This is a genomic window from Burkholderia sp. AU16482, from assembly GCF_002223285.1.
Lineage (GTDB): Bacteria > Pseudomonadota > Gammaproteobacteria > Burkholderiales > Burkholderiaceae > Burkholderia > Burkholderia semiarida.
In genome coordinates, this window is record NZ_NKEY01000003.1 from 1,854,879 (window position 1) to 1,877,803 (window position 22,925).

Here is a 22,925-nt window from a genome sequence, read left to right on the forward strand (position 1 = left end):
TTGCGTTGCTTGATGTCGGCGTCGGTCCGTTCGGGACGACGTTCGTTTGCGGGCGCCCTCGGCCCGTCACGTCTCGTGCGGCCCGACCTTCAGCACACCGGCATCGAGCAGTTGCTGCTGAAGCGCGCGATCGACGCCGAGCCGATCGAGCACCGCGCGCGTGTCGCGGCCGAGCGCGGGCGGCGCCGACCGGTAGGTGGCCGGCGTGCGCGACAGCTTCACCGGCGACGCGGTGCCGCGATACGCGCCGATCTCGACGAACAGCTCGCGATGCAGCGCATGCGGATCGTGCGCGACGTCGGCCACCGTGCGCACCGGCCCGCACGGCACACCGGCCGCCATCAGGTCGCGCGCGAGCGGCTCGCACGCATGCGCGCCGAGCCGCGCTTCCAGTTCCGCCTTCAGCTCCGGGCGATGCGCGCAGCGGCTGCGGTTGTCGACGAAGCGCGGATCGCCGGCGAGCGCCGGTGCGCCGAGATGCGCGACGAGCCGCGCGAACTGCCGGTCGTTGCCGACCGCGAGGAAGATCGGCACGGTCGCCGTGCGGTAGCTGTCGTACGGCGCGATGTTCGGATGCGCGTTGCCGCTGCGTTCCGGCACGCGGCCCGACCCGAAGAAGTTCGGCAGGTGCGGATGCAGCAGCGACACGCCGCAGTCGTACAGCGCCACGTCGATCGACTGCCCGCGCCCGCTCTTCTCGCGCTCCGCGAGCGCCAGCAGGATGCCGGCGAGTGCGTTCAGCCCCGTGACCATGTCGACGATCGGCAGGCCGATGCGGGTCGCGTCGCCGTCGCGTTCGCCGTTCACGCTCATCAGCCCGGCCATCGCCTGGATCACCGCGTCGTAGCCCGGCAGCCCGCCGAGCGGACCGTCGTCGCCGAAGCCCGTCACCGCGCAGTGGATCAGGCGCGGAAAGCGCGGCTGCAGGTCGCGTGCGTAGTCCATCCCCCAGCGCGCGAGCGTGCCCGGCTTGAAGTTCTCGACGAGCACGTCGGCTTCTTCGAGCAGGCGCCACAGGATCGCGCGCCCTTCTTCGCGCGACAGGTCGAGCGCGAGCCCTTCCTTGTTGCGGTTCACGCCCATGAAGTACCAGGCCGTGTCGCCGAGGAACGGCGGCCCCCAGCCGCGCGTCTCGTCGCCGGCGGGCGGCTCGATCTTGACCACCGTCGCGCCGTGATCGGCGAGCGCCTGCGTGCAATACGGGCCGCCGAGCACCCGGCTCAGGTCGACGACCTTCAGGCCGTCCAGTGCGCCACGCGTCGCGTTCATCGCTCGACCTCCGGCAGCAGGTCGAGGGCCGTGTCGAGCGCGACCGGCAGGCCGCGCAGCAGCGCGTCGGACGCGGCCGATTCGTCGTCGCGCGGCGCCGGCGCGAGCGGATCGACCGGCAGCAGCTTGTGACGCACGATCAGGTGCGCGAGCGCGAGACGCCTGAAATCCGGTGCGAGCCGTGCGCCCTCGCAGGCCATCAGCACGGCCGCGCTCGCGTAATACAGCGCGGACGCGGCCTGCCGCACGCGCGCGTCGTCGCCTTCTCCGGCCACCCTCGCGAGCGCATCGCACGCCCGCGCGAGGATGCGCCGCAGCGCCGTGCGGCTCGCGTCGGGCAGCGGCGCCGCGCCCAGACGATCGCCGAGGAACGTGCGCAGCGCGTCGAGCGCATGCTCGCGCTGCGCGGCGCGGGCGACGTCAAGCGCGACGATGTTGCTCGTGCCTTCCCAGATCGAACCGAGGTGCGCGTCGCGCACGAGCCGCGCGTCGCTCCATTCCTCGATATAGCCGGTGCCGCCGCGCACTTCCATCGCGTCGCCCGTCACGCGGCGCGCGTCGCGGCAGGCGCGGAACTTGATCAGCGGCGTCAGGATCCGCACGCAGCGCGCCGCCTGCTGGTCGCCCGCGTCGGCCTGGGGCAACAGCAACGCGATCTGCATGAACATCGCGCGCGCGGCTTCGGCCGGCAGCAGCATCTTCATCAGTTGGCGCTGCATCAGCGGCATCTCGATCAGCTTGCGGCCAAACGCCTCGCGATGCGCGGCGACGTGCAGCGCCTCGTTCAGCGCGCGCCGCATCAGCCCCGCCGCGCGCACGCCGTTCGACAGCCGCGACATGTTGATCATGTCGGCCATCTGGTGAAAACCGCGGCCAATCTCGCCGATCAGCCAAGCCTGCGCGCCTTCGAGCACGATCTCGCCGCTCGCCATCGAACGGCTGCCCAGCTTGTCCTTCAGGCGCACGATCCGGTAGCGGTTGCGCGTGCCGTCCGGCAGCGTCTTCGGCAGCAGGAACAGCGCGAGGCCCTTGATGCCGTCGGGCGCGCCGTCGGGCCGCGCGAGCACCATCGCGAGATCGGCGTCCGCGTTCGAGCAGAACCACTTGTCGCCGGTCAGGCGCCAGACGGCCTCGCCGTGCGCGTCGGTTTCGCGGGTCGCGCGCGTCGCGATCCGGCCGACGTCGGAGCCGGCCGCCTGCTCGGTCATGAACATCGCGCCCTGGTACAGCGTGTCGAAGTCGCGCGACGCGAGCCTCGGCAGATAGCGCGCGACGAGCGCCGGATCGCCGAAGCGGCGCAGCGTGCGCGTCAGCGAATCGGTCATGCTGACCGGGCAGCACAGCCCGAATTCCGCCTGCACGAACAGGAACGTCAGCGCGTACTTGACGAGCGGCGGCACGGTTTCGGATCCGTGGCTCAGCGACGCGAGCCCGAGCTCCGCATACGCGACGCGTTCGAGCGCGACGTACGCCGGATCCTTGTCGATCCGCTGCACGGCCTCGCCGCGCCGGTTGCGGTGCTCGAGCACGGGCGGATGCTTGTCCGCGCGCGACGCCCATTCGTCGAGTTCGCCCGATACGCGGGCGCCGAGCGCGCGCATCCGCGGCTCGAGTTCGGCATAGCACGCGTCGCCGAGATGCAGCTTCAGCAACGCGCCGAGATCGGGATCGACGGTGAAGAAATTGAGGCCCCGGCTGTCGGGGATATTGGATGCGCCGGTGTCCGGCGTGCGAGCGGTATCGTTCATGCGTGCGTCTCCTGGGTTGCCCGCGCATTGGCCGGGCCGGATGTCGCGGCATCGGCCGGCCCTGCGTCAAGCCTCCCGCAGAGCGTAGGCGCGCGATCGATAAGCGTCCAATACAGGATTTGTCCGGTACGATAGATGTCGCTTATCGATGCCGCCGCCGGGAGGAGACACCATGGAACTGAGGCAGTTGCGCTACTTCGTGGCCGTTGCCGAGGAGCTGCATTTCGGGCGCGCGGCGAAGCGCCTGTTCATCTCGCAGCCGGCGCTGAGTTTCGACATCCGCAAGTTCGAGGACGCGCTCGGCGTGCAGCTCTTTTCGCGCACCAACAAGACGGTCGCGCTGACCAACGCGGGCGAGGTGCTGCTCGGCGAGGCGCGCCGGCTGCTGCTGCAGGCAGCCGAAGCCGAGCGCCTGACGGTGCGCTCCGCGTCGGGGCTCGCGGGCCGGCTGCGGATCGGCTTCGTCCACTCGATGCTGTATCGTGGGCTGCCGGACGCGGTGCGTCGCTTCGAGGCCGACTATCCGGGCGTCGAGGTCGTGTTGAGCGAGATGAACACGCACGCGCAGGTGCAGGCAATCCAGCGCGGCCAGATCGATCTCGGCTATGCGCACTGGGGCCACTTCCCGCCCGACGTCGAATCGGCGCCCGTCTATGCGGAGCCGTTCGTGTGCTGCCTGCCGGCCGCGCATCCGCTCGCGCGGCGCAGGCAGGTCGCGCTCGCCACGCTCGCGACGGAACCGTTCATCCTGTTTCCGCGCGACGCCGCGCCGCACTATCACGACCTGATCATCGCGCAGTGCGTGAACGCGGGGTTCAGTCCGCTGATCCGCCACGAGGCACGGCTATGGCAGACGATCCTGTCGATGATCGAGTTCGGAATGGGCATCGCGCTGGTGCCGCAGGTGCTGCAGCGGGCGAAAAGCGATCGGCTCGCGTTCCTGCCGCTGAAGGATGCGTCGCTCGAATCGCGCACGCTCGCGCTGAAACGCAGCGGCACCGCCGAACCGGTGGCGCTGCGCTTTGCCGGCTACGTGCTCGCATCGATCGATGCGCTGCCCGCGCTCGCGGGCTGAGCGCGCGGCGCGTGCAATGGCGTTGGCCGCTGTTTGAAAAAAATTTGCACAAAGGGCTTTACGAACCCCAAAAGCTCTGACATAATTTGATTCTTCTTTGGGCGGTTAGCTCAGCGGTAGAGCACTGCCTTCACACGGCAGGGGTCACTGGTTCGATCCCAGTACCGCCCACCAAAGAATTCAAGGGCCTGCGCCTCACGACGCAGGCCCTTTTCGTTTTGGCGTCGCGCGTGTCCTGCACGACGCGGCGCCACGTCATGCGCCGCCGCGTCCGCTCGCAGGTAACGCCTTACCGCACGCCCCCCACCCGCTGCGCCGTCGCATCGAATGCACGCCTCGCCTTGTCGACGATCTCGTCGACCTCCGCCTCGCGAATCACGAGCGGCGGCGACAGTAGCATCCGGTCGCCGGTCGCGCGCATGATCAGGTTGCCGTTGAAACAGAAGTCGCGGCAGATCGTGCCGATATCGACACTCGCATCGAACCGTTCGCGCCGCTCACGATCGCGCGCAAGCTGAACGCCCGCGACGAGCCCTGCCCCGGCAATCTCCCCGACGATCGGATGATCGCCCAGCGCGTCACGCAGCCGGCGCTGGAAATACGGGCCGATATCGGTCCTCACGCGCTCGACGATTCCCTCGTCGCGCAGCAGCTTCAGGTTCGCGACCGCGACGGCCGCCGCCACCGGGTGGCCCGAATACGTGAGGCCGTGGTTGAATTCGCCGTTGTCGATGATCGGGCGCGCGACGCGCTCGTGTATGCCCACCGCGCCCATCGGTACGTAGCCCGACGTCAGGCCCTTCGCCATCGTGATCAGGTCCGGCTCGAAGCCGAAGTGCTGATGCGCGAACCATTCGCCGGTGCGCCCGAACCCGCCGATCACCTCGTCGGCCACCAGCAGGATGTCGTACTTGCGGCAGATCCGCTGGATTTCCGGCCAGTACGTCGACGGCGGGAAGATCACGCCGCCCGCGCCCTGGAACGGCTCGCCGATGAACGCCGCGACGTTGTCCGCGCCGAGTTCGAGAATCTTCGCTTCGAGCTGCCGCGCGCGCGCGAGGCCGAACGCTTCGGGCGTCTCGCCGGCTTGCGCTTCGCCGAAGAAATACGGCTGGTCGATATGCACGATGTGCTCGACCTTCGACGGCATCTGCTCGTGCATGTAGCCCATCCCGCCGAGCGTGCCGCCCGCGATCGTCGAGCCGTGATAGCCGTTCCTGCGCGAGATCACGTATTTCTTCTGCGGCTTGCCCTGCACGCGCCAGTACTGGTGCACGAGGCGCAGCACGGTGTCGTTGCCTTCCGAGCCGCTGTTGCAGTAGAAGAAGTGGTTGAAGCCGGCCGGCGTCACTTCCGCGAGCATCGCGGAAAGCTCGATGATCGGCGGGTGCGTGGTCTTGAAGAACGTGTTGTAGAAGGGCAGTTCCTGGATCTGGCGATACGCGGCGTCGGCCAGTTCCTTGCGGCCGTAGCCGACGTTCACGCACCACAGGCCGGCCATCCCGTCGATGATCTTGTTGCCGTCCGAATCCCACAGGTAGACGCCGTCGGCCTTCACGATCACGCGGCTGCCGGCGCGGTTGAGCGCGCCCATGTCCGAGAACGGGTGGATGTGGTGCGCGGCGTCCAGCGCGCGGTATTCGGTGGTCGAGTACTGCGAAAGTGCTTCGTTTCGATCGGTCATGTTTTCTCCGTCAAACAGCGCCGCACGCTTACACGTGCAGCAGCAGGTGCCTACGTTCCCACGAGCTGATCACGCGGAAGAACGCTTCGTATTCGGTTTCCTTCAACGCCAGATAGGCCTTCACGAACTTGTCGCCGAGGATGCCGGCGAGCGGCTCGCACGCGGCCATCAGCGAGATGCCTTCCTCGAGGTTGCGCGGCAGTTGGTACGGCAGGTCGTAGCCGTCGGATGCGATCGGCTCGGTCGGCGCGAGCTGTTGCGTGATGCCGAGATAGCCGGCGGCGAGCGTCGCCGCGAACGCGAGGTACGGGTTGCAGTCGACACCTGGAATCCGGTTCTCGATGCGTCGCGCGACGGGGCTCGACTGCGGAATGCGAAAGCCCACCGTGCGGTTGTCGTACCCCCACTGCACGTTGATCGGCGCGGCCATGAAGCGCGACAGGCGGCGATACGAGTTGATGTACGGCGCGAAGATCGGCATCAGCGCGGGCGTGTACTTCTGCAGCCCCGCGAGATAGCTGTGAAACAGCGGCGACACGACCCCGCCTTCGTCGGCGAACAGGTTGCGGCCGGTGCGCGCATCGGCGAGACTCTGATGGATGTGCATCGCGGAGCCCGGCTCGCCCTCCATCGGCTTGGCCATGAACGTCGCATACATGTTGTGGCGCAGCGCGGCCTCGCGCACGGTGCGCTTGAACAGGAACACCTGGTCGGCCAGCGACAGCGCATCGCCATGCACGAAGTTGATCTCCATCTGCGCGGCACCGACTTCGTGAATCAGCGTCTCGATATCGAGGCCCTGCATTTCGCAGTACTCGTAGATGTCCTCGAACAGCGGATCGAACTCGTTGACGGCCTCGATCGAATACGACTGGCGGCCCGTTTCCGCCCGCCCCGTGCGGCCGACGGGCGGACGCAGCGGCAAGTCGGGATCGGCGTTCATGTCGACCAGATAGAACTCCAGCTCGGGGGCGACGACGGGCGTCCAGCCCTTCGCCTTGTACAGGTCGAGCACGCGGCGCAGCACGTAGCGCGGCGAGATCTCGACCGGCGAGCCGTCGAAGTGCACGCAGTCGTGGATCACCTGCGCGGTCGGGTCGACGGCCCACGGGATCAGGCAGATCGTCGACGGATCGGGCACGCACACCATGTCGGGGTCGGTCACGCCGGTGAGCGACCCGTCTTCCGGATAGTCGCCGGTGACGGTCTGCACCATCACGGCCTGCGGCAGGCGCATCGACTCGCCGGATTCGAACTTGTTGCGCGGAATGATCTTGCCGCGCGCGATGCCGGCCATGTCGGGAATGATCGCCTCGACTTCGGTAATGCGGTGCTGACGCAGGAATTCGCTCAGTTCGGGTTGCATGATCGGTCTCGTTAGTCGATATCGATGTCGGATGCGGCCGGCGACGGTGTCGCGCCGCCGGCCGCATGAAGGCGGTGCGTCATCCGCGCGCGGCACGCCGCGCCGAATGCCGCGAAGATGTCGCGCGACAGCGGCTGCTCCGCGTAGCGCCATTCGGGATGCCACTGCACGCCCAGCGCGAACGCACGCGCGCCGCGCACGCTGACGGCCTCGACCAGCCCGTCGGGCGCGCTCGCTTCGACGGCAAGCCCTGCGCCCAGGCGCGCGATGCCCTGGTCGTGCAGCGAATTGACCGTCGCCTCGCGCGCGCCGCGCGCGATCCGCTGCAGCAGGCCGTCCGGCGCGAGCCGCACGACGTGCGCGGGACCGTACTGCCGTTCAAGCGGATCGGCCGGCCGTTCGCGATGGTCGTCGAAGCCGGTCGTCGCATGCAGCCGCTGATGCAGCGTGCCGCCATACGCGACGTTCAGTTCCTGCATGCCGCGGCAGATCGCGAGCACGGGTACGCCCGCGTCGATCGCCGCACGGATCAGCGGCAACGCGGTCGCATCGCGCGCCGGATCGTGCAGCGTATCGGGCGCGCTCGCGGCGCCGCCGTAATGATGCGGCTCGACGTTCGAATAGCTGCCGGTCAACAGCAGCCCATCGACCGCCGCGACGATCGCCTCGGCCGGCTGCCGCGCGCCGAGCGCGGGCAGCACGAACGCCAGCGCGCCGGCGCCGTCGACGAGCGCGGTGAGGTACTTCTCGCCCGCCGCGTGGTTCGGATGGGCGCCGCGCAGGATGCGGTCGGCAGTGACGGCTACGATCGGTCGCGCACGCATCGGCGTCTCTCCGGTAATCGTGCACGACACGCTCGTGCGCGCAACGACGCAGGTTTGCTGGTACGCCGCACGCGCGTGCAATCGCGCCGCGCCAGCGCAGGCGCAGGCGCGATCCCGCCGCGCGAACGGTGCGGCAACAGGCGGTACGGCCCGGGACGGGAGCGGAAAGGGACGCTAGGGCAACAACGACGCGCTGCCGTCGCACTGCACCGCGCTGAACAGGTGCACGGTCACGAGATTGAAGCGGCGCGGGCCGCGATGGGAAACGGCGAAGAAACGAGGCTCGCGTAACGGGGCGGCGCGCGTGCCGCGATCAGCATGCCGGTTCGGCCCGGCCTGAGGCGGCGCGCCCGCCGACGGACTTCGCGTCCGGCGTATCGAAGGGCTGGCGGCTTTCACGATCGTACTCGACTGACTGATGGAGGCAGGACACGTGTCGCAATGCCGCGTGGCGACACGTCAGCAAGATGTCTCGCGCGCATGCCGGCGCAGGCCGGCCATCGTCGATGGCCTCGCCGCCGGTGCGCGCGTGACGACTTCCTGACATTCAGCTTATATCACCTAAAAATTGCGTCAACTTTTCAGGGGCTGATGACGACACCGGTCAGATGAAAAAAACGGCATCGATCCGCGCGATCGATGCCGTTTTGTGCATTGCATCGGCTTGCCGGCTACGGGCCTGCGGGGCAGGACGCGCCCTCGCGCCGCGCCGCCGCATCGTGGCGGCTCGTGCTCAGCGATGCGCGAGCGCGGTTTCGACGAGCGTCCGCAGCAGCGGCACGATCCGCGCGGCACGCGCTTCGTCGTACGCGTACGGACGCGTCTCTTCCATGTAGGTGATCTGCGACAGTTCGAGCTGCACGGCCTCGACGCCGGTCTCGGGCATGCCATAGTGACGCGTGATGTAGCCGCCCTTGAAGCGCCCGTTCGCGACGGCCGTGTAGCCGCCGTGCGCGAGTACACGCGCAGCCAGCGCCTCCGCGAGACCGGGCGCCGCACTCGCCCCGCTCGACGTGCCGAAGTTGAAGTCCGGCAGGCGGCCGTCGAAGAAACGCGGCACATGCGAGCGGATCGAATGCGCTTCCCACACGAGCACGCGGCCGTGTTCGCCCTTCAGGCGCGCGATCTCGCGTTGCAGCGCGTCGTGATACGGCAGCCAGTAACGGTCGCGGCGACGCATGATCTCGTCGTTGCCGGGCAGCGCGTTCGCCGGATACAGCGGCGCCTTGTCGAACGTATCGATCGGCACGAGCCCCGTCGTGTCCTGCCCCGGATACAGGTTCTCGTTGTCGGGCGGACGGTTCAGGTCGACGACGTAACGCGCGTGCGACGGCACGAGGATCGATGCGCCGAGTTCGGCCGCGAAGCCGTACAGCCGCTCGAGATGCCAGTCGCAATCGTCGACGAAGCGCGCGTCGGGCGTCATCGTCGCGGCGATGTCGTCGGGAATGTGCGTGCCCGCGTGCGGAATCGAGATCAGCAGCGGCAGCGTGCCCTGCTTCAGCGTGAATACAGCCGGTTGTTCAGTCATGTCGCCTCACCGTAAGAGTCTGCCGGCGCGCGCATGCGGCGCGCCGGTTGCCGCGCGTCAGCGCAGCAATTGCGCCAGCGCGGCGCGGTAGTCGGCATACGCGGCGGCTTCGTCGCGATGGCGGCGGCCGCTCACGACGCGCTCGCCGCCCGTGTAGACGTCGAGCACCGGCGTCTCGCCGTGTTCGGCGAACACGATGCCCGACAGCCATGCCGCGCTGTCGTGTTCGGCAATCGCCGGATGATCGGGATCGAGCACGAGCCAGTCGGCGCGACAGCCTGCACGCAGCGCGCCGATGCGCCGCCCGCTCGCCTGCGCGCCGCCCGCGAGCGACGCGTCGAACAGGCGATCGGCGACGTGCGCCTGCGATTCGCTCGCCAGCACGTTGCGCGCACGATGCACGAGCCGCTGCCCGTATTCGAGCAGGCGCAGCTCCGAGCGCCACTCGACCGATGCGTGGCTGTCCGAGCCGACGCCGATCACGCCGCCTTGCGCGAGATAGTCGACGGCCGGGAACACGCCGTCGCCGAGGTTCGCTTCGGTCGTCAGGCACAGCCCGGCGACCGCGCGACGCCTCGCGAGCGCCGCCGTCTCGGCCGCATCGACGTGCGTGGCGTGCACGAGGCACCAGCGCGCATCGACGTCGAATCGATCGAGCAGCCATTGCACGGGACGTGCGCCGTAAGCGCGCACGCAGTCGTCGACCTCGGCCGTCTGCTCGGCGATGTGGATATGCACCGGCGCATCGTCGGGCAACCCGTCGAGCAGCGCACGCAGCCCGTTCTCGGACACCGCGCGCAGCGAATGCGGCGCGACGCCGTAGCGCAGCCCGCCATGCTCGGGCGCCGCGCGACGCATCGCGTCGAGCAGTTCGAGCACGCCGTCGGGCGTGTTGATGAAACGGCGCTGGTCGTCGCGCGGCGGCTTGTTGCCGAAGCCCGCGAACTGGTACGACACGGGCAGCATCGTGATGCCGATGCCGGCCGAGCGCGCGGCGTCGATCACGCGCGAGCCGAGCTCGGCGATCCGCGGATAGCGCGAGCCGTCCTGCGCGTGATGCACGTAGTGGAATTCGCACACCGACGTGTAGCCGCACTTGAGCATCTCGACGTACAGCCAGCGTGCAATCGCCGCGAGCGCGTCGGGCGTGATCTTCAGCGCGAAGCGGTACATCAGGTCGCGCCAGCTCCAGAAGCTGTCGGCGGGATTCGCGCGGTATTCGGTGAGCCCCGCCATCGCGCGCTGGAATGCGTGCGAATGCAGGTTCGGCATGCCGGGCAGCACCGGCCCGGCCGCGCGCGCGACGCCCGCCGGGGCGTCGGTGTCGGGCGTCACGTCGGTCAGCGTGCCGGCCGCGTCCCAGCGCAGCAGCACGTTGCGGCGCCAGCCATCGGGCAGGTAGGCATGGTCCGCGAACAACATCGTGTCGGTCATTGCGAGTCCTCATCGACCGGATCCAGCACGCAAGCGTGTCGTCCGGCCCGGTACCGCGGCCGGCAGGCGCGAGCGCATCGCGCCCGCCCCTGCGTCGCGGCGATCGACCGGAGGGCGCGCTGGCGCGCCGGGCCCGGTCCCATGCAAGGCGTCGGCCGGGCCCGGTCCGTCACGACCCGGCCCGGCCGACGTGAAACTTATCCGTTCATCCGGCGAAACACGGTCGTGCCGCCGCGGACGACCTGCTCGCACAGCGGCCGGCCGATCCAGTACGCGAGCTCGGCCAGCGAGCCGACCGACCACGCGGCGAAGTCGGCCTGTCGACCGACTTCGAGCGCGCCGTGACGATCCGCGCGGCCGAGCGCCGCGGCCGCATGGCGCGTGACGCCCTGCAGCACCTCGGGCACCGTCATGCGGAACAGCGTGCAGCCCATGTTCAGCGTCAGCAGCAGCGATTCAAGCGGCGACGTGCCGGGGTTGTGATCGGTCGCGAGCGCGATCGGCACGCCGTGCTTGCGCAGCAGCTCGATCGGCGGCAGTTGCGTTTCGCGGATGAAGTAGTACGCGCCGGGCAGCAGCACGGCGACCGTGCCGGCCGCCTTCATCGCCTCGATGCCGGCTTCGTCGAGAAATTCGAGGTGATCGGCGGACAGCGCGCGGTAGCGCGCGGCAAGCGCCGTGCCGCCCGCATTCGACAGTTGCTCCGCATGCAGCTTCACCGGCAGCCCGCGCCGCGTCGCGGCCTCGAACACGCGCTCGGTCTGCGCGAGCGAAAAGCCGATGCGTTCGCAGAACACGTCGACCGCGTCGACGAGCCCTTCGTCGGCCAGCGTCGGCAGCATCCGGTCGCACACTTCGTCGATGTACGCATCCGCGCGGCCCGCATATTCGGGCGGCAGCGCATGCGCGCCGAGGAAGGTCGTGTAGACGCTGACCGGGAAGCGCTCGCCGAGCTGGCGCGCGACGCGCAGCATCTTGCGCTCGCTCGCGAGGTCCAGCCCGTAGCCGGATTTGATCTCGATCGCGGTCACGCCTTCGGCGAGCAGCGGCTGCAGGCGCGCGGCAGCCTGCACGAACAGCGTCGTCTCGTCGGCCGCGCGCGTCGCGCGCACCGTCGACACGATCCCGCCGCCCTGCCGCGCGATTTCCTCGTAGCTGACGCCCGCGAGGCGCTGCGCGAATTCGTCGGCACGCGTGCCGCCGTACACGAGGTGCGTATGGCAGTCGACGAGGCCCGGCGTCACCCACGCGCCGTGCAGGTCCTCGCGCCGCCAGTGCGCGTAACCGTGCGGCAGCGCGGACAGCGCGCCGAGCCACGCGATCGTGCCGGTTTCGTCGACGGCGATCGCCGCGTCGTCGATCGTCTCGTCGGGATGGCCGTGCGGACACAGCCTCAGGTGATGCCAGACAGTCGGTTTCATGCGTTCAGTCTCGTTCGCCGACGGCAAGCGTGACGGCGAGCAGCGCGCCGCTTCCGCTCACGACGACGTCAAACGCACGCGGCGGCCCGTCGAGCCGCAACGTGTCCATGTCTTCCAGCGCGTAGTGCATGCCGTCGATGTCGACGCCGACCGCACCGGCCGCGCAGAACAGCAGCACGGTATCGGCCGGCGCAAGACGGTGCGCGCCCGCGCGCCACACGTCGAGCGCGCCACGCGCGGCGCAACGGCGCGTCATCAGGTTGAAGTCGCGCGTCGCGCCGTCGTGCAGCGTCGCATCGATCGCCGTCTCGCCCGCGAAATCCGCGCGGGCCAGCGGCGCGTCCAGCACGTGCCGCGCGCCGCCCGCTTCTGCGAGCGTCATGCCCGCGCCGGACAGCAGCACGAGCGTACGGTCGACGCCGTCGAAACGCGAGAACGGCCCGGCCGTGCCGACGTCCGCGACGCTCACGCGCCACGCGAACGCATCGAGTGCCGCGCCGGGCGGGAACGCGCCGATTTCGCGCGTCACGCCACCGCCGTTCTTCCACCGCGACGCAACGAGATCCGCCGCGCGGATTACCGCGACGGCCGGTGTTGCGTTCGCCGGCGCCTGATCGAGCGCCGTCATGCTCAGCGGCCGAGCATCGGCAGCTTGAGGCCGGCTTCGCGAGCCGTCTGCTGCGCGAGTTCGTAGCCGGCATCCGCATGGCGCATCACGCCCGTCGCCGGATCGTTCAGCAGCACGCGACCGAGACGCTCGTGCGCGTCGGCCGTGCCATCGGCGACGATCACGACGCCCGAGTGCTGCGAGAAGCCCATGCCGACGCCGCCGCCATGGTGCAGCGACACCCACGACGCGCCGCCTGCGGTGTTCAGCAGCGCGTTCAGCAGCGGCCAGTCGCTGACGGCGTCCGAGCCGTCCTTCATCGATTCCGTCTCGCGGTTCGGGCTCGCGACCGAACCGGTGTCGAGGTGGTCGCGGCCGATCACGATCGGCGCCTTCAGTTCGCCGTTCTTCACCATCTCGTTGAACGCCTGGCCGAGGCGATAGCGATCCTTCACGCCGACCCAGCAGATCCGTGCAGGCAGGCCCTGGAACGCGATGCGCTCACGCGCCATGTCGAGCCAGTTGTGCAGGTGCGGATCGTCGGGGATCAGCTCCTTCACCTTCTGGTCGGTCTTGTAGATGTCTTCCGGATCGCCGGACAGCGCGACCCAGCGGAACGGGCCCTTGCCTTCGCAGAACAGCGGCCGGATGTACGCCGGCACGAAGCCCGGGAAGTCGAATGCGTTCTCGACGCCCATTTCCAGCGCCATCTGGCGGATGTTGTTGCCGTAGTCGAGCGTCGCCGCGCCGCGTTCCTGCAGCGCGAGCATCGCGCGCACCTGGACGGCCATCGACTGCTTAGCGACCTTCACGATGCTCTGCGGATCGACCTTTTGCGCTTCGCGCCATTGCGCGACGGTCCAGCCTTGCGGCAGGTAGCCGTTGATCGGATCGTGCGCGCTCGTCTGGTCGGTCACGCAGTCCGGCGTGATGCCGCGCGCGACGAGTTCCGCGAACACGTCGGCCGCGTTGCCGAGCAGGCCGACCGACACCGGCTTGCCGGTGCGCTTCGCTTCGTCGATCATGCCGAGCGCCTCGTCGAGCGTCGTCGCCTTCTTGTCGACGTAGCGCGTCTTCAGGCGGAAGTCGATGCGCGTCTCGTCGCATTCGACCGCGATCATCGAGAAGCCGGCCATCGTCGCGGCGAGCGGCTGCGCGCCGCCCATCCCGCCCAGGCCGCCCGTCAGGATCCAGCGGCCCGACGGATCGCCGTTGAAGTGCTGGTTCGCGACCGAGAAGAAGGTTTCATAGGTGCCCTGCACGATGCCCTGGCTGCCGATGTAGATCCAGCTGCCGGCCGTCATCTGGCCGTACATCATCAGGCCCTTGCGGTCGAGCTCGTGGAAGTGATCCCAGTTCGCCCAGTGCGGCACGAGGTTCGAGTTCGCGAGCAGCACGCGCGGCGCATCCTTGTGCGTGCGGAACACGCCGACCGGCTTGCCCGACTGGATCAGCAGCGTTTCGTTTTCCTCGAGATCCTTCAGCGACGCGAGGATCTGGTCGTAGCATTCCCAGTTGCGCGCCGCGCGACCGATGCCGCCGTACACGACGAGCGCGTGCGGATGTTCGGCGACTTCCGGGTCGAGGTTGTTCTGGATCATCCGGTAGGCCGCTTCGGCCAGCCAGGTCTTGCACGTCTTCTCGCTGCCGCGCGGCGCGCGGATCGTGCGCGTCGGATCGAGACGGGGATCGATGTGTTTCGGATGGTTCATGACGACTGCTCCCGAGGGAAATTGAGATCAATAAGGAATCAGAAATGCCCGGTGAAGCGATAACGGCTGCCGGGATGCCACAGATTCGCCACCGAGGCGACGACGCCCTGCGACCAGGTGCGCCGATGTAAAACCAGACACGGCTCGACGTCGTCCATCCGCAGCTGCTCGCGCCGCTCCGGCGCCGGGGCCGCCGCTTCGATCCGGTACTCGACGCGCTGCAGCGGCGCCGCGCGCATCAGGTACAGGTTCGGCGTCGTGTTCGTGAAATCCTGCTCGGCGTAATCCGGCGCGACCGCCGGATTCACCCATCGTTCTTCGAGCTGCACGGGCTCGTCGTTCTCGAAGTGCAGCACCTGCGAATGAAACAGCTTCGTGCGCACGGCCACCTGCATCTCGTCGGCGAGGGCCTCGTCGGCGCGGATCGTGTCGAGGCCGAGCACACTGGCGCGGTATGCATGCCCGCGCGCGCCGACTTCCTCGGAGATGCTGCGGATCGCCACCAGCGTCGACTCGTACTTCGGCCGCGCGACGTAGGTGCCCGCGCCCTTCATGCGCGTGAGCACCTGCTCGGCCGTCAACTCGCGCAATGCGCGGTTGACGGTCATGCGCGCCACCTTGAACTCGCGCGCCAGTTCGTTCTCGGACGGCACCTGGTCGCCCTCCTCCCACTCGCCGGCGTGAATGCGGGCCAGGATGAAATCCTTGATCTCCTGGTAGACCGGCGCGCTCATCGGCTTACTGTTCCGATGCGAACGAGAACGGCGCGACCTTCGCGAACGCACGCTCGCCGACGAGCTTCGCGATCACCGCGATGTCCGGCGCGAAGTAGTGGTCGAGTTCGTAGTGCGCGACCTGGCTGCGAATCGTCTCCATCACCGGCGCGAGCTTCGGGCTCGTGTGGTACGGCGCGCGCAGGTCGACGCCTTGCGCGGCGGCCAGCAGCTCGATCGCGAGGATGTGCTTCGTGTTGTCCGCGATGTCGGCGAGCTTGCGCGCGGCGAACGTCGCCATCGACACGTGGTCTTCCTGGTTGGCCGAGGTCGGCAGCGAGTCGACCGACGCCGGGTGCGCGAGCGTCTTGTTTTCCGATGCGAGTGCGGCCGCCGTCACGTGCGCGATCATGAAGCCGGAGTTCACGCCGCCGTCCTTCACGAGGAACGGGGGCAGGCCCGACAGCGTCGCGTCGATCAGGAGCGCGATGCGGCGTTCGGCCAGCGCGCCGATTTCCGCTGCGGCGAGCGCGAGGTTGTCGGCGGCGAACGCGACGGGCTCCGCGTGGAAGTTGCCGCCCGACAGCACTTCGCCGGTGTCCGGGAAGATCAGCGGGTTGTCCGACACGGCGTTCGCTTCGACGAGCAGCACGTCGGCCGCGTGGCGCATCTGGTCCAGGCACGCGCCCATCACCTGCGGCTGGCAGCGCAGGCTGTACGGATCCTGCACCTTGTCGCAGTCGCGGTGCGACTGGTTGATCGGCGAGCCTTCGAGCAGTTCGCGGTAGGACGCGGCCGCGTCGATCTGGCCTTGGTGGCCGCGCAGTTCGTGGATGCGCGCGTCGAACGGCTTCACCGAGCCGGCCGCCGCGTCGACCGACAGCGCGCCGGCGACGAGCGCGGTGCGGTACAGGTCTTCGATCGTGAACATGTTGTCGAGCGCGAGCGCGGTCGACGCCTGCGTGCCGTTCAACAGCGCGAGGCCTTCCTTCGCCTGCAGCGTGAGCGGCGCGAGGCCCGCGACGCGCAGACCGTCGAGCGCGCTCGCGCGCTCGCCGCGGATGAACACTTCGCCGACGCCGAGCAGCACGGCCGACATGTGCGCGAGCGGCGCGAGGTCGCCCGACGCGCCGACCGAGCCCTTCACCGGGATCAGCGGCAGCACGTCGGCGTTGAACAGCGTGATCAGCGCGTCCATCACTTCACGACGGATGCCCGAGTGGCCGCGGCCGAGGCTCGACAGCTTCAGCGCCATCAGCAGGCGCACCGACGAACGCGCCATCGGCTCGCCGACGCCGACCGCGTGCGACAGCACGAGGTTCTTCTGCAGCAGTTCGAGCTGGTCGTGCGGGATGTGGGTGCTCGCCAGGCGGCCGAAGCCCGTGTTGATGCCGTAGGCCGGCTCGCCCTTCGCGGCGATGTCGGCAACGGCCTTCGCGCCGGCGTCGATCTTCGCGAAGCTGGCCGGGTCGAGCTTCAGTTGCACGGATTCACGTGCGATCCGGCGCAGTTGCGGGAGCGTCAGGTGGCCGGGGGTCAACGTAATCATGTGAGCAATCCTGTCTAGACAAGTTCGGAATGGATTGAAGTGTAGCCACCCACACTTGTCTAGACAACCCGTTTTTCATTATTCCGACTCGGGAGTTTCCCTGATGCCCGGCAGGCCCGCCGGGCCGGTCGCCGCGATCCGGTTCTTAACATCTGTTGCAATTATTTTATTTTTGGCAACATACGAATCATCGCTCGCCACGGAGACCGTCATGCCCTTCCCGTCACGATTCGCCGCCCGCCTCGGCTTCCCCCTGCTCGTCGTCGCGTGCGCGCTCGCGCACGGTGCGTCCTTCGCGGCGGAGCCGCTGTCCGGCACGCTCGACAGGATCCGCCAGGCCAACCTGATTTCGATCGGCCATCGCGAAACGTCGGTGCCGTTCTCCTATGTCGATGCCAGCGGCAAGGTCGTCGGTTTCTCGCAGGACCTGTGCGACCGCGTGATCGCCGCGGTGAAGGCGCGCACCGGCAAGCCCGACCTGCAGGTGCGCTTCATTCCGGTCACGTCGCAGAACCGCATTCCGCTCGTGCAGAACGGCACCGTCGATCTCGAATGCGGCGTGACCACCAACCTCGCCGCGCGCCATGCGCAGGTCGCGTTCTCGACCACCTTCTTCGTCGCGACGACGCGCCTGCTCACGCGCACGACCTCGGGTATCCGCGACTTCCCCGATCTCGCCGGCAAGACGGTCGTGACGAACCAGGGCACGACGTCCGAACGCCTGCTGCGCAAGATGAACGAAGAAAGGAAGATGGGCATGCAGATCATCGGCGCGAAGGACTACGGCGAAGGACGGCTCACGCTCGAATCGGGCCGCGCGGCCGCGTACATGATGGACGACGTGCTGCTCGCGGGCGTGCGCCAGCTCGCCGCGAAACCGGCCGACTGGCGGATCGTCGGCACGCCGCAATCGTCGGAAGCGTACGGGTTCATGCTGCGCAAGGACGATCCGCAGTTCAAGGCGCTCGTCGACGGCGTGCTCGTGCAGTTGATGAAAAGCGGCGAGATCGACGCGCTGTACGACAAGTGGTTCTTGAAGCCGGTGCCGCCGAAGGGGCTGTCGTTCGACTTCCCGATGAGCGACGTGATCAAGGCGCGCTATGCGGCGCCGAACGACGCGCCGCTCGAGTGAGCGCCGCGCGTCGACACCGGCTTACGCGCGCGTCCACGCGACGCACGCCGCGTAGCCGGGCGCCGCGTCGAGCCACGCCGCGTCGAACGCCGCGACGCCGGCGGCGGGCGCGGCCGGCTCGACGATCGTCGTCGCGGGCGTCGCCGCGTCGCGCGGCGGCACGACCGCGAACGCGCGCAGCCCGCCGACGATGCCGGTGCCGAGCGCCTTGAGCAGCGCCTCCTTCGCGGACCACACCCGCATGAATTCACCCTCGCGCGCGCCGGGCGGCAGGCCGTCGAGATACGCGATCTCGGCGGGCGCGCACACTTCGCGCGTCAGCGCACGCCAGTCGGTCGCGCGGTTGCAGCCCTCGATATCGACGCCGACGCGGCCTGCCGGCGCCCACGCGAGCAGCGCGTGTTCGCCCGCGTGCGACACGTTGAAGTCGAGCGACGCGCGATGCGCAGGGTCCAGCGACGGCCGCCCCGCCGCGTCGACGACGATCGCGACCGCGCGCGGCGCGATGCCGAGCGCCGCGCCGAGCACGTCGCGCAGCGCGGCGCGCGTCGCGGCGCTGCGCACCGCATCCTCGTGCCGCAGGAAGCGCGCGGCGCGGGCGCGCTCGTCATCGCTCAGCGCCGCATACGCGGCCGACACGAGCGGCACGCGCCAATCGAAATCGACGCGCGCGATCCGCACGCCGGCGCGCGCCGCGGCGGGCGGCACGTCGAGCGCACGCATGCGCCATGCGCGGGGCGTTTCAACGGAAGAAGCGGAATCGGACGGAATGGACATCGGCGCGCGGCAGTCGGTGCGGTAAAGCGAAACGTCCGATGTTAATCGATCGCGCCGGCCTGCGGCCGCTGCGGCACGATCGGGCATTGAACGGGGCTGCGGGATGCGTGCGCGGATGCGCGGTCACCCGTTCGCGGCGATGCCGGGCAAGCCGCTCCCCGTCAGCCGCCCGCGCGACGCCGGGTGCAGCGCGTGCACGACGCCCGGCGCATCGGCCGGCAGCACGCCGTGTTGCAGCCAGTACAGCGCGACGGGCCACAGCGTGTCGGTGAAGCGGCTGTGGAAAAACGCGAAATGGCCGATCGCGTCGACGCCGATGTCGGCCGGCGCGATCCGCAGATGCGTGACGTTGCTGCCCGTGTAATAGCCGGCCAGCCGCTCGATCGCGTCGACCGTGCCGAACGCGTCGTCGTCGATGCCTATCGCGAGCATCGGCGCCGACAGCCCCGCGAAGCGCGCCGGCAACGCGGTGCGACTCGTGGCGCTGTCGTCGAGCACGCTGCCGATGTAGCCATCCTCGAAACGCGGCTGCGAGCGCGCCCACGACAGTGCGACGCCGCGCGGCGTGTCCTCCATCCAGCCGAGCCGCTTCGCGGGCACGTAGCCGAACACGGCCGCGAGCGCGGGCATCGCGACGTGCCACTTCCACCACATCCGGCGTCGCTCGGCCGGCAGGTAATCGCGCCAGTACGCATACTGCGCGCCGACGGTGACCACATGCCGCGCGTGCACGTTCGATGCCGCGAGGCCGAGCACGCAGCCGCCGATGCTGTGCGCGACCACGTCGAGCGGCTGCCCCGGAAACGCGTCGCGCGCGTAGTGCAGCGCGGCTTCGCAATCGAGCCGCCCCCAGTCGAGCCAGTTCGCGTGCAGCTTGGCGAGCCGCGCCGGGCGCGACCCGCCGATGCCGCGATAGTCGTAGACGAGCACGTCGCGCCCTTGCGCGAACAGCCAGGCCGCGAAACGAAAGTAGTAGTCGCAGCGCACCGACGTCGCGCAATTGACGACCGTCACGGGCCGCACGGCGCCGCCGCCGCCGCGATGGCGCCAGACGTGGGCGCGCAGTTCGTAGCCGTCGGCTGCGCGCAGCGTCACGGGTTCGGGTGGCAACGCGTCGGCCGTGCGATTGGCCTGTGGCGCGCCGCTGTTCTCGTTCGAAATCGTCATTGTGTCTCCTGTCGACCAGAGTTGGCGCTTTAGCGCCTACTCTGGTCCCATGGCGTGGCTGGTTGGAGTTAGCGCTTCAGCGCTTACTCCAACCCCACGGCGGTCGACCAGAGTTAGTGCTTCAGCACTTACTCTGGTCCCATGGCGTGGTTGGGTGGAGTTAGCGCTTCAGCGCTTACTCCAACCCCACGGCGGTCGACCGGAGTAAGTGCTTCAGCACTTACTCTGGTCCCATGGCGTGGCTGGATGGAGTTAGCGCTTTAGCGCTTACTCCAACCCCACGGCGGTCGACCCGAGTTAGCGCTTTAGCGCCTACTCTGGTCCCATGGCGTGGCTGGATGGAGTCAGCGCTTCAACACTTGCTCAACGCCCCGCCCTCCGCAATCACCCCGCCTCCATTGAACTTGACGCGCGCCGCGTTCTCAACCAATCTTGCCGCTCCGTTCGCATGAGTCACACGCATGTCAATGCCACTCGTCCGTCTCCCGTCGCTCGATCTCGTCCGCGGTTTCGTCGCCGTCGGCCGCCGCATGAGCATCACGCTCGCCGCGCAGGACCTGTGCGTCACGCAGTCGGCGGTCAGCCGTCAGATCCATGCGCTCGAAGCGCATCTCGGCGTTGCGTTGCTGCAGCGCGGCTACCGGAAGATCGCGTTCACGCCGGAAGGCGAGCGACTGTTCCGCGTCGCCGATGCGGCGCTGCACGGCCTGCAGGACACCGTCGCGTCGCTCGCCGCCGGGCGCGAGCGCCAGCCGGTGACGATCACCGCCAGCATCGGCGTCACCGCGCTGTGGCTGCTGCCGCGGCTCGGGCGGCTGCAGGCGCGCCTGCCCGGGATCGACCTGCGCGTCGCCGCGAACGACAAGGTACTCGATTTGCGCGCCGAGGGCATCGACCTCGGCATCCGCTACTGCCCGCGCGAGCGCGCACCAGCCGGCGCGCTGCGCCTGTTCGACGAGATCGTCGTGCCGGTCGCGCATCCCGCGCTCGCCGCGCGGCCGATCACGAGCGCGGCCGCGATCGCCGATCACGTGCTGCTCGAATTCGACGGGCCGCCGCAACCGCAGTTGCAATGGCACGCGCACCTGCACGCGGCCGGGCTCGACGACGCGCGCCCGAAAGGCGTGCTGCGCTTCAACCAGTACGACCAGGTGATCCAGGCCGCGATCGCGGGCCAGGGCATCGCGCTCGGGCGGCTCGCGCTCGTCGCGCCAATGCTCGCCGACGGCCGGCTGGCGGCGCTCGGGCCGCACACGCGGACGCTGCCGCCAACGTACGGCTACTGGCTGTTTCAGCACGATCCGGCCCCGCGCCGCGAGGTCGTCGACGTGCGCGACTGGATGCTCGCCGAAGCAGCCGAATGCGATGCGGCGATGCACGCGCACGATACGGCGTCGGGCTGAACCGGCAGCTGGGCGGCTGCGCATGACCACCGGCTCACGCCGCCCCCTTCACATTCGCGCCACGCATGCCAACCTGACCGAATGATCGCTTGAGCGACGGCAGCCGCGCTCGTCTAATCGGATCGAGCGCGGCGGTTTCGCCGCGCGCCTTCATCCGGAGACACGCATGACCCCGATCGAGCAGGAAGTCCGGCGCCGCTGGCTGCCCGTGCTGGCAGGCGGCCTGATCATGGGCGCCGCGCTCGGCATCCGCCACGTGCAGGGCCTGTTCCTCGCGCCCGTGTCGCTCGACCACGGCTGGTCGCGCGAGGCGTTCGGGCTCGCGCTGGCGTTGCAGAACCTGATCTGGGGCGTCGCGCAGCCGTTCACCGGGATGGTGGCCGACCGCTTCGGCTCGGTGCGCGTGATCGTCGCCGGCATGCTGCTGTACGCAGCCGGGCTCGGCACGATGGCGCATGCGGCCACGACCGGCCTGTTCACGGTCGGCGCCGGGCTCGTGATCGGCGTCGCGCTGTCGGGCTCGGCGTTCGCGTCGATCTACGGCGCGCTGAGCCGACTGTTCCCGCCCGACCGGCGCGGCTGGGCGCTCGGTGTCGCCGGCGCGGTCGGCGGCCTCGGCCAGTTCTGCATGGTGCCCCTCGCGCAGGAGCTGATCGGCGGCATCGGCTGGCGGCACGCGTTCATCGCGCTGGCGCTCGTCGCCGCGCTGCTCGCGCCGCTCGCCGTGTTGCTGCGCGACCGGCCCGCGCAGGCGGCCGCCGCCGCCGGCTCCGACCAGTCGATCGGCGAAGCCGTGCGCGAGGCGTTCGCGCATCGCGGCTTCTGGCTGCTGAATGCGGGCTTCTTCGCGTGCGGCTTCCAGCTCGCGTTCATCGCGACGCACCTGCCCGCGTACCTGCTCGACCACGGGCTGCCGGCGCGCCACGCGAGCGTCGCGCTCGCGCTGATCGCGCTGACGAATGTGGCCGGCACCTACGCGTGCGGCCATCTCGGCGGGCTGCTGCGGCGCAAGTACGTACTGTCGGTGCTGTACCTCGTGCGCGCGCTCGCGATGGCCGCGTTCGTCGCCGCACCGCTGTCGCCCGCCAGTGTCTACGTGTTCGCGGCCGTGATGGGTTTCACATGGCTCGGCACGGTGCCGCTGACGAACGGCGTGATCTCGCAGGTGTTCGGCGTGCGCTACATCGCGACGCTGTTCGGCTTCGTGTTCTTCGGGCACCAGCTCGGCAGTTTCTTCGGTGTATGGCTCGGCGCGCTCGTGTACGATGCGACGCACTCGTACCTGCCGCTGTGGATCGGCTCGATCGCGCTCGGCGTGCTCGCGGCGCTGCTGCACTTGCCGATCGACGACGCGCGCGTCGCACGCCCGGGATCGGGCACTGCGGCATGGGCATGATTCGCGCGGCGCTGGCCGCCGGCATGCTCGCGTTCGTCGCGTGGTGCGGCGCGGCCTACCTCGATTCGGGCGTCGCGTACGCGCTGCTCGAGCACGTCGCGTTCTGCAATTGATGCG

Annotated in this window: 20 protein-coding genes and 1 tRNA gene; 6 read left to right on the top strand and 15 right to left on the bottom strand. The window is 69.2% G+C overall.

Annotated features, from left to right (window positions below; genetic code table 11):
* Positions 1-66 precede the first annotated feature (66 nt).
* Positions 67-1,269 carry a CaiB/BaiF CoA-transferase family protein gene (locus CFB35_RS11210; RefSeq protein WP_089464944.1) on the bottom strand — a complete coding sequence of 401 codons (1,203 nt, stop codon included), beginning with the start codon at positions 1,267-1,269 and terminating at the stop codon, positions 67-69.
* On the bottom strand, positions 1,266-3,017 hold the full coding sequence (locus CFB35_RS11215) for an acyl-CoA dehydrogenase family protein (RefSeq protein WP_089464945.1): 1,752 nt from the start codon (positions 3,015-3,017) through the stop codon (positions 1,266-1,268). The genes CFB35_RS11210 and CFB35_RS11215 overlap by 4 nt, the downstream gene beginning before the upstream one ends.
* 172 nt (positions 3,018-3,189) lie before the next feature.
* On the opposite strand from CFB35_RS11215, the gene CFB35_RS11220 reads away from it, so the two are divergent.
* Both CFB35_RS11220 and CFB35_RS11225 read left to right on the top strand, forming a co-directional pair.
* Entirely contained in the window at positions 3,190-4,092 is a 903-nt protein-coding gene (locus CFB35_RS11220; RefSeq protein ID WP_089464946.1) for a LysR family transcriptional regulator, read from the top strand.
* Between the two features lie 99 nt (positions 4,093-4,191).
* Positions 4,192-4,266, top strand: a tRNA-Val gene (locus CFB35_RS11225).
* 115 nt (positions 4,267-4,381) lie between these two features.
* On the opposite strand, the gene CFB35_RS11230 is transcribed toward CFB35_RS11225, so the two are convergent.
* From CFB35_RS11230 to CFB35_RS35300, 11 genes are all read right to left on the bottom strand, one after another.
* Positions 4,382-5,776 (bottom strand): aspartate aminotransferase family protein, encoded by a 1,395-nt coding sequence (locus tag CFB35_RS11230; protein ID WP_089464947.1) that lies wholly within the window; start codon positions 5,774-5,776, stop codon positions 4,382-4,384.
* A 28-nt stretch (positions 5,777-5,804) separates the two neighbouring features.
* Complete coding sequence (locus CFB35_RS11235; protein WP_059578335.1) at positions 5,805-7,142, bottom strand: glutamine synthetase family protein; 1,338 nt, start codon at positions 7,140-7,142, stop codon at positions 5,805-5,807.
* 11 nt (positions 7,143-7,153) lie between these two features.
* Positions 7,154-7,966: a gamma-glutamyl-gamma-aminobutyrate hydrolase family protein gene (locus tag CFB35_RS11240; protein ID WP_089465005.1), complete on the bottom strand. Its 813-nt coding sequence runs from the start codon at positions 7,964-7,966 to the stop codon at positions 7,154-7,156.
* A 733-nt stretch (positions 7,967-8,699) separates the two neighbouring features.
* Positions 8,700-9,497, bottom strand: coding sequence for an N-formylglutamate deformylase (gene hutG, locus CFB35_RS11250; RefSeq protein ID WP_059578330.1), 798 nt, complete (start codon positions 9,495-9,497; stop codon positions 8,700-8,702).
* Positions 9,498-9,554: 57 nt separating this feature from the next.
* Positions 9,555-10,931 carry a formimidoylglutamate deiminase gene (locus CFB35_RS11255; RefSeq protein WP_059578327.1) on the bottom strand — a complete coding sequence of 459 codons (1,377 nt, stop codon included), beginning with the start codon at positions 10,929-10,931 and terminating at the stop codon, positions 9,555-9,557.
* A 197-nt stretch (positions 10,932-11,128) separates the two neighbouring features.
* Entirely contained in the window at positions 11,129-12,352 is a 1,224-nt protein-coding gene (hutI, locus tag CFB35_RS11260; protein ID WP_059578324.1) for an imidazolonepropionase, read from the bottom strand.
* Between the two features lie 4 nt (positions 12,353-12,356).
* Entirely contained in the window at positions 12,357-12,980 is a 624-nt protein-coding gene (locus tag CFB35_RS11265; RefSeq protein ID WP_059578323.1) for a HutD family protein, read from the bottom strand.
* Between the two features lie 2 nt (positions 12,981-12,982).
* Positions 12,983-14,671, bottom strand: coding sequence for a urocanate hydratase (hutU, locus tag CFB35_RS11270; RefSeq protein WP_059578320.1), 1,689 nt, complete (start codon positions 14,669-14,671; stop codon positions 12,983-12,985).
* A gap of 38 nt (positions 14,672-14,709) precedes the next feature.
* Positions 14,710-15,405, bottom strand: a complete 696-nt coding sequence (gene hutC, locus CFB35_RS11275) for a histidine utilization repressor (protein WP_059578316.1) — start codon at positions 15,403-15,405, stop codon at positions 14,710-14,712.
* A 4-nt stretch (positions 15,406-15,409) separates the two neighbouring features.
* Positions 15,410-16,933 (bottom strand): histidine ammonia-lyase, encoded by a 1,524-nt coding sequence (gene hutH / locus CFB35_RS11280; protein WP_059578313.1) that lies wholly within the window; start codon positions 16,931-16,933, stop codon positions 15,410-15,412.
* 78 nt (positions 16,934-17,011) lie between these two features.
* On the bottom strand, positions 17,012-17,146 hold the full coding sequence (locus CFB35_RS35300) for a hypothetical protein (protein WP_256939973.1): 135 nt from the start codon (positions 17,144-17,146) through the stop codon (positions 17,012-17,014).
* Between CFB35_RS35300 and CFB35_RS11285 the strand changes: the two genes are divergently transcribed.
* Positions 17,145-18,065 (top strand): glutamate/aspartate ABC transporter substrate-binding protein, encoded by a 921-nt coding sequence (locus CFB35_RS11285; RefSeq protein WP_059578310.1) that lies wholly within the window; start codon positions 17,145-17,147, stop codon positions 18,063-18,065. The two genes, CFB35_RS35300 and CFB35_RS11285, sit on opposite strands and share 2 nt — an antisense overlap.
* A gap of 21 nt (positions 18,066-18,086) precedes the next feature.
* On the opposite strand, the gene CFB35_RS11290 is transcribed toward CFB35_RS11285, so the two are convergent.
* On the bottom strand, positions 18,087-18,842 hold the full coding sequence (locus tag CFB35_RS11290) for a 4'-phosphopantetheinyl transferase superfamily protein (protein WP_059578308.1): 756 nt from the start codon (positions 18,840-18,842) through the stop codon (positions 18,087-18,089).
* Between the two features lie 123 nt (positions 18,843-18,965).
* Positions 18,966-20,009, bottom strand: coding sequence for an alpha/beta fold hydrolase (locus tag CFB35_RS11295; protein WP_059578305.1), 1,044 nt, complete (start codon positions 20,007-20,009; stop codon positions 18,966-18,968).
* Between the two features lie 461 nt (positions 20,010-20,470).
* Here CFB35_RS11295 and CFB35_RS11300 point away from each other — a divergent pair, with 461 nt between their 5' ends.
* The 3 genes from CFB35_RS11300 (at position 20,471) to CFB35_RS35305 (ending at position 22,921) form a co-directional block, all read left to right on the top strand.
* Positions 20,471-21,412 (top strand): LysR substrate-binding domain-containing protein, encoded by a 942-nt coding sequence (locus CFB35_RS11300; protein ID WP_059578302.1) that lies wholly within the window; start codon positions 20,471-20,473, stop codon positions 21,410-21,412.
* A gap of 166 nt (positions 21,413-21,578) precedes the next feature.
* Positions 21,579-22,808 carry an MFS transporter gene (locus CFB35_RS11305; protein ID WP_059578300.1) on the top strand — a complete coding sequence of 410 codons (1,230 nt, stop codon included), beginning with the start codon at positions 21,579-21,581 and terminating at the stop codon, positions 22,806-22,808.
* A complete protein-coding gene (locus CFB35_RS35305; RefSeq protein ID WP_059578298.1) occupies positions 22,799-22,921 on the top strand; it encodes a hypothetical protein in 123 nt (40 codons plus the stop codon). Before CFB35_RS11305 ends, CFB35_RS35305 begins: the two co-directional genes overlap by 10 nt.
* Positions 22,922-22,925 lie beyond the last annotated feature (4 nt).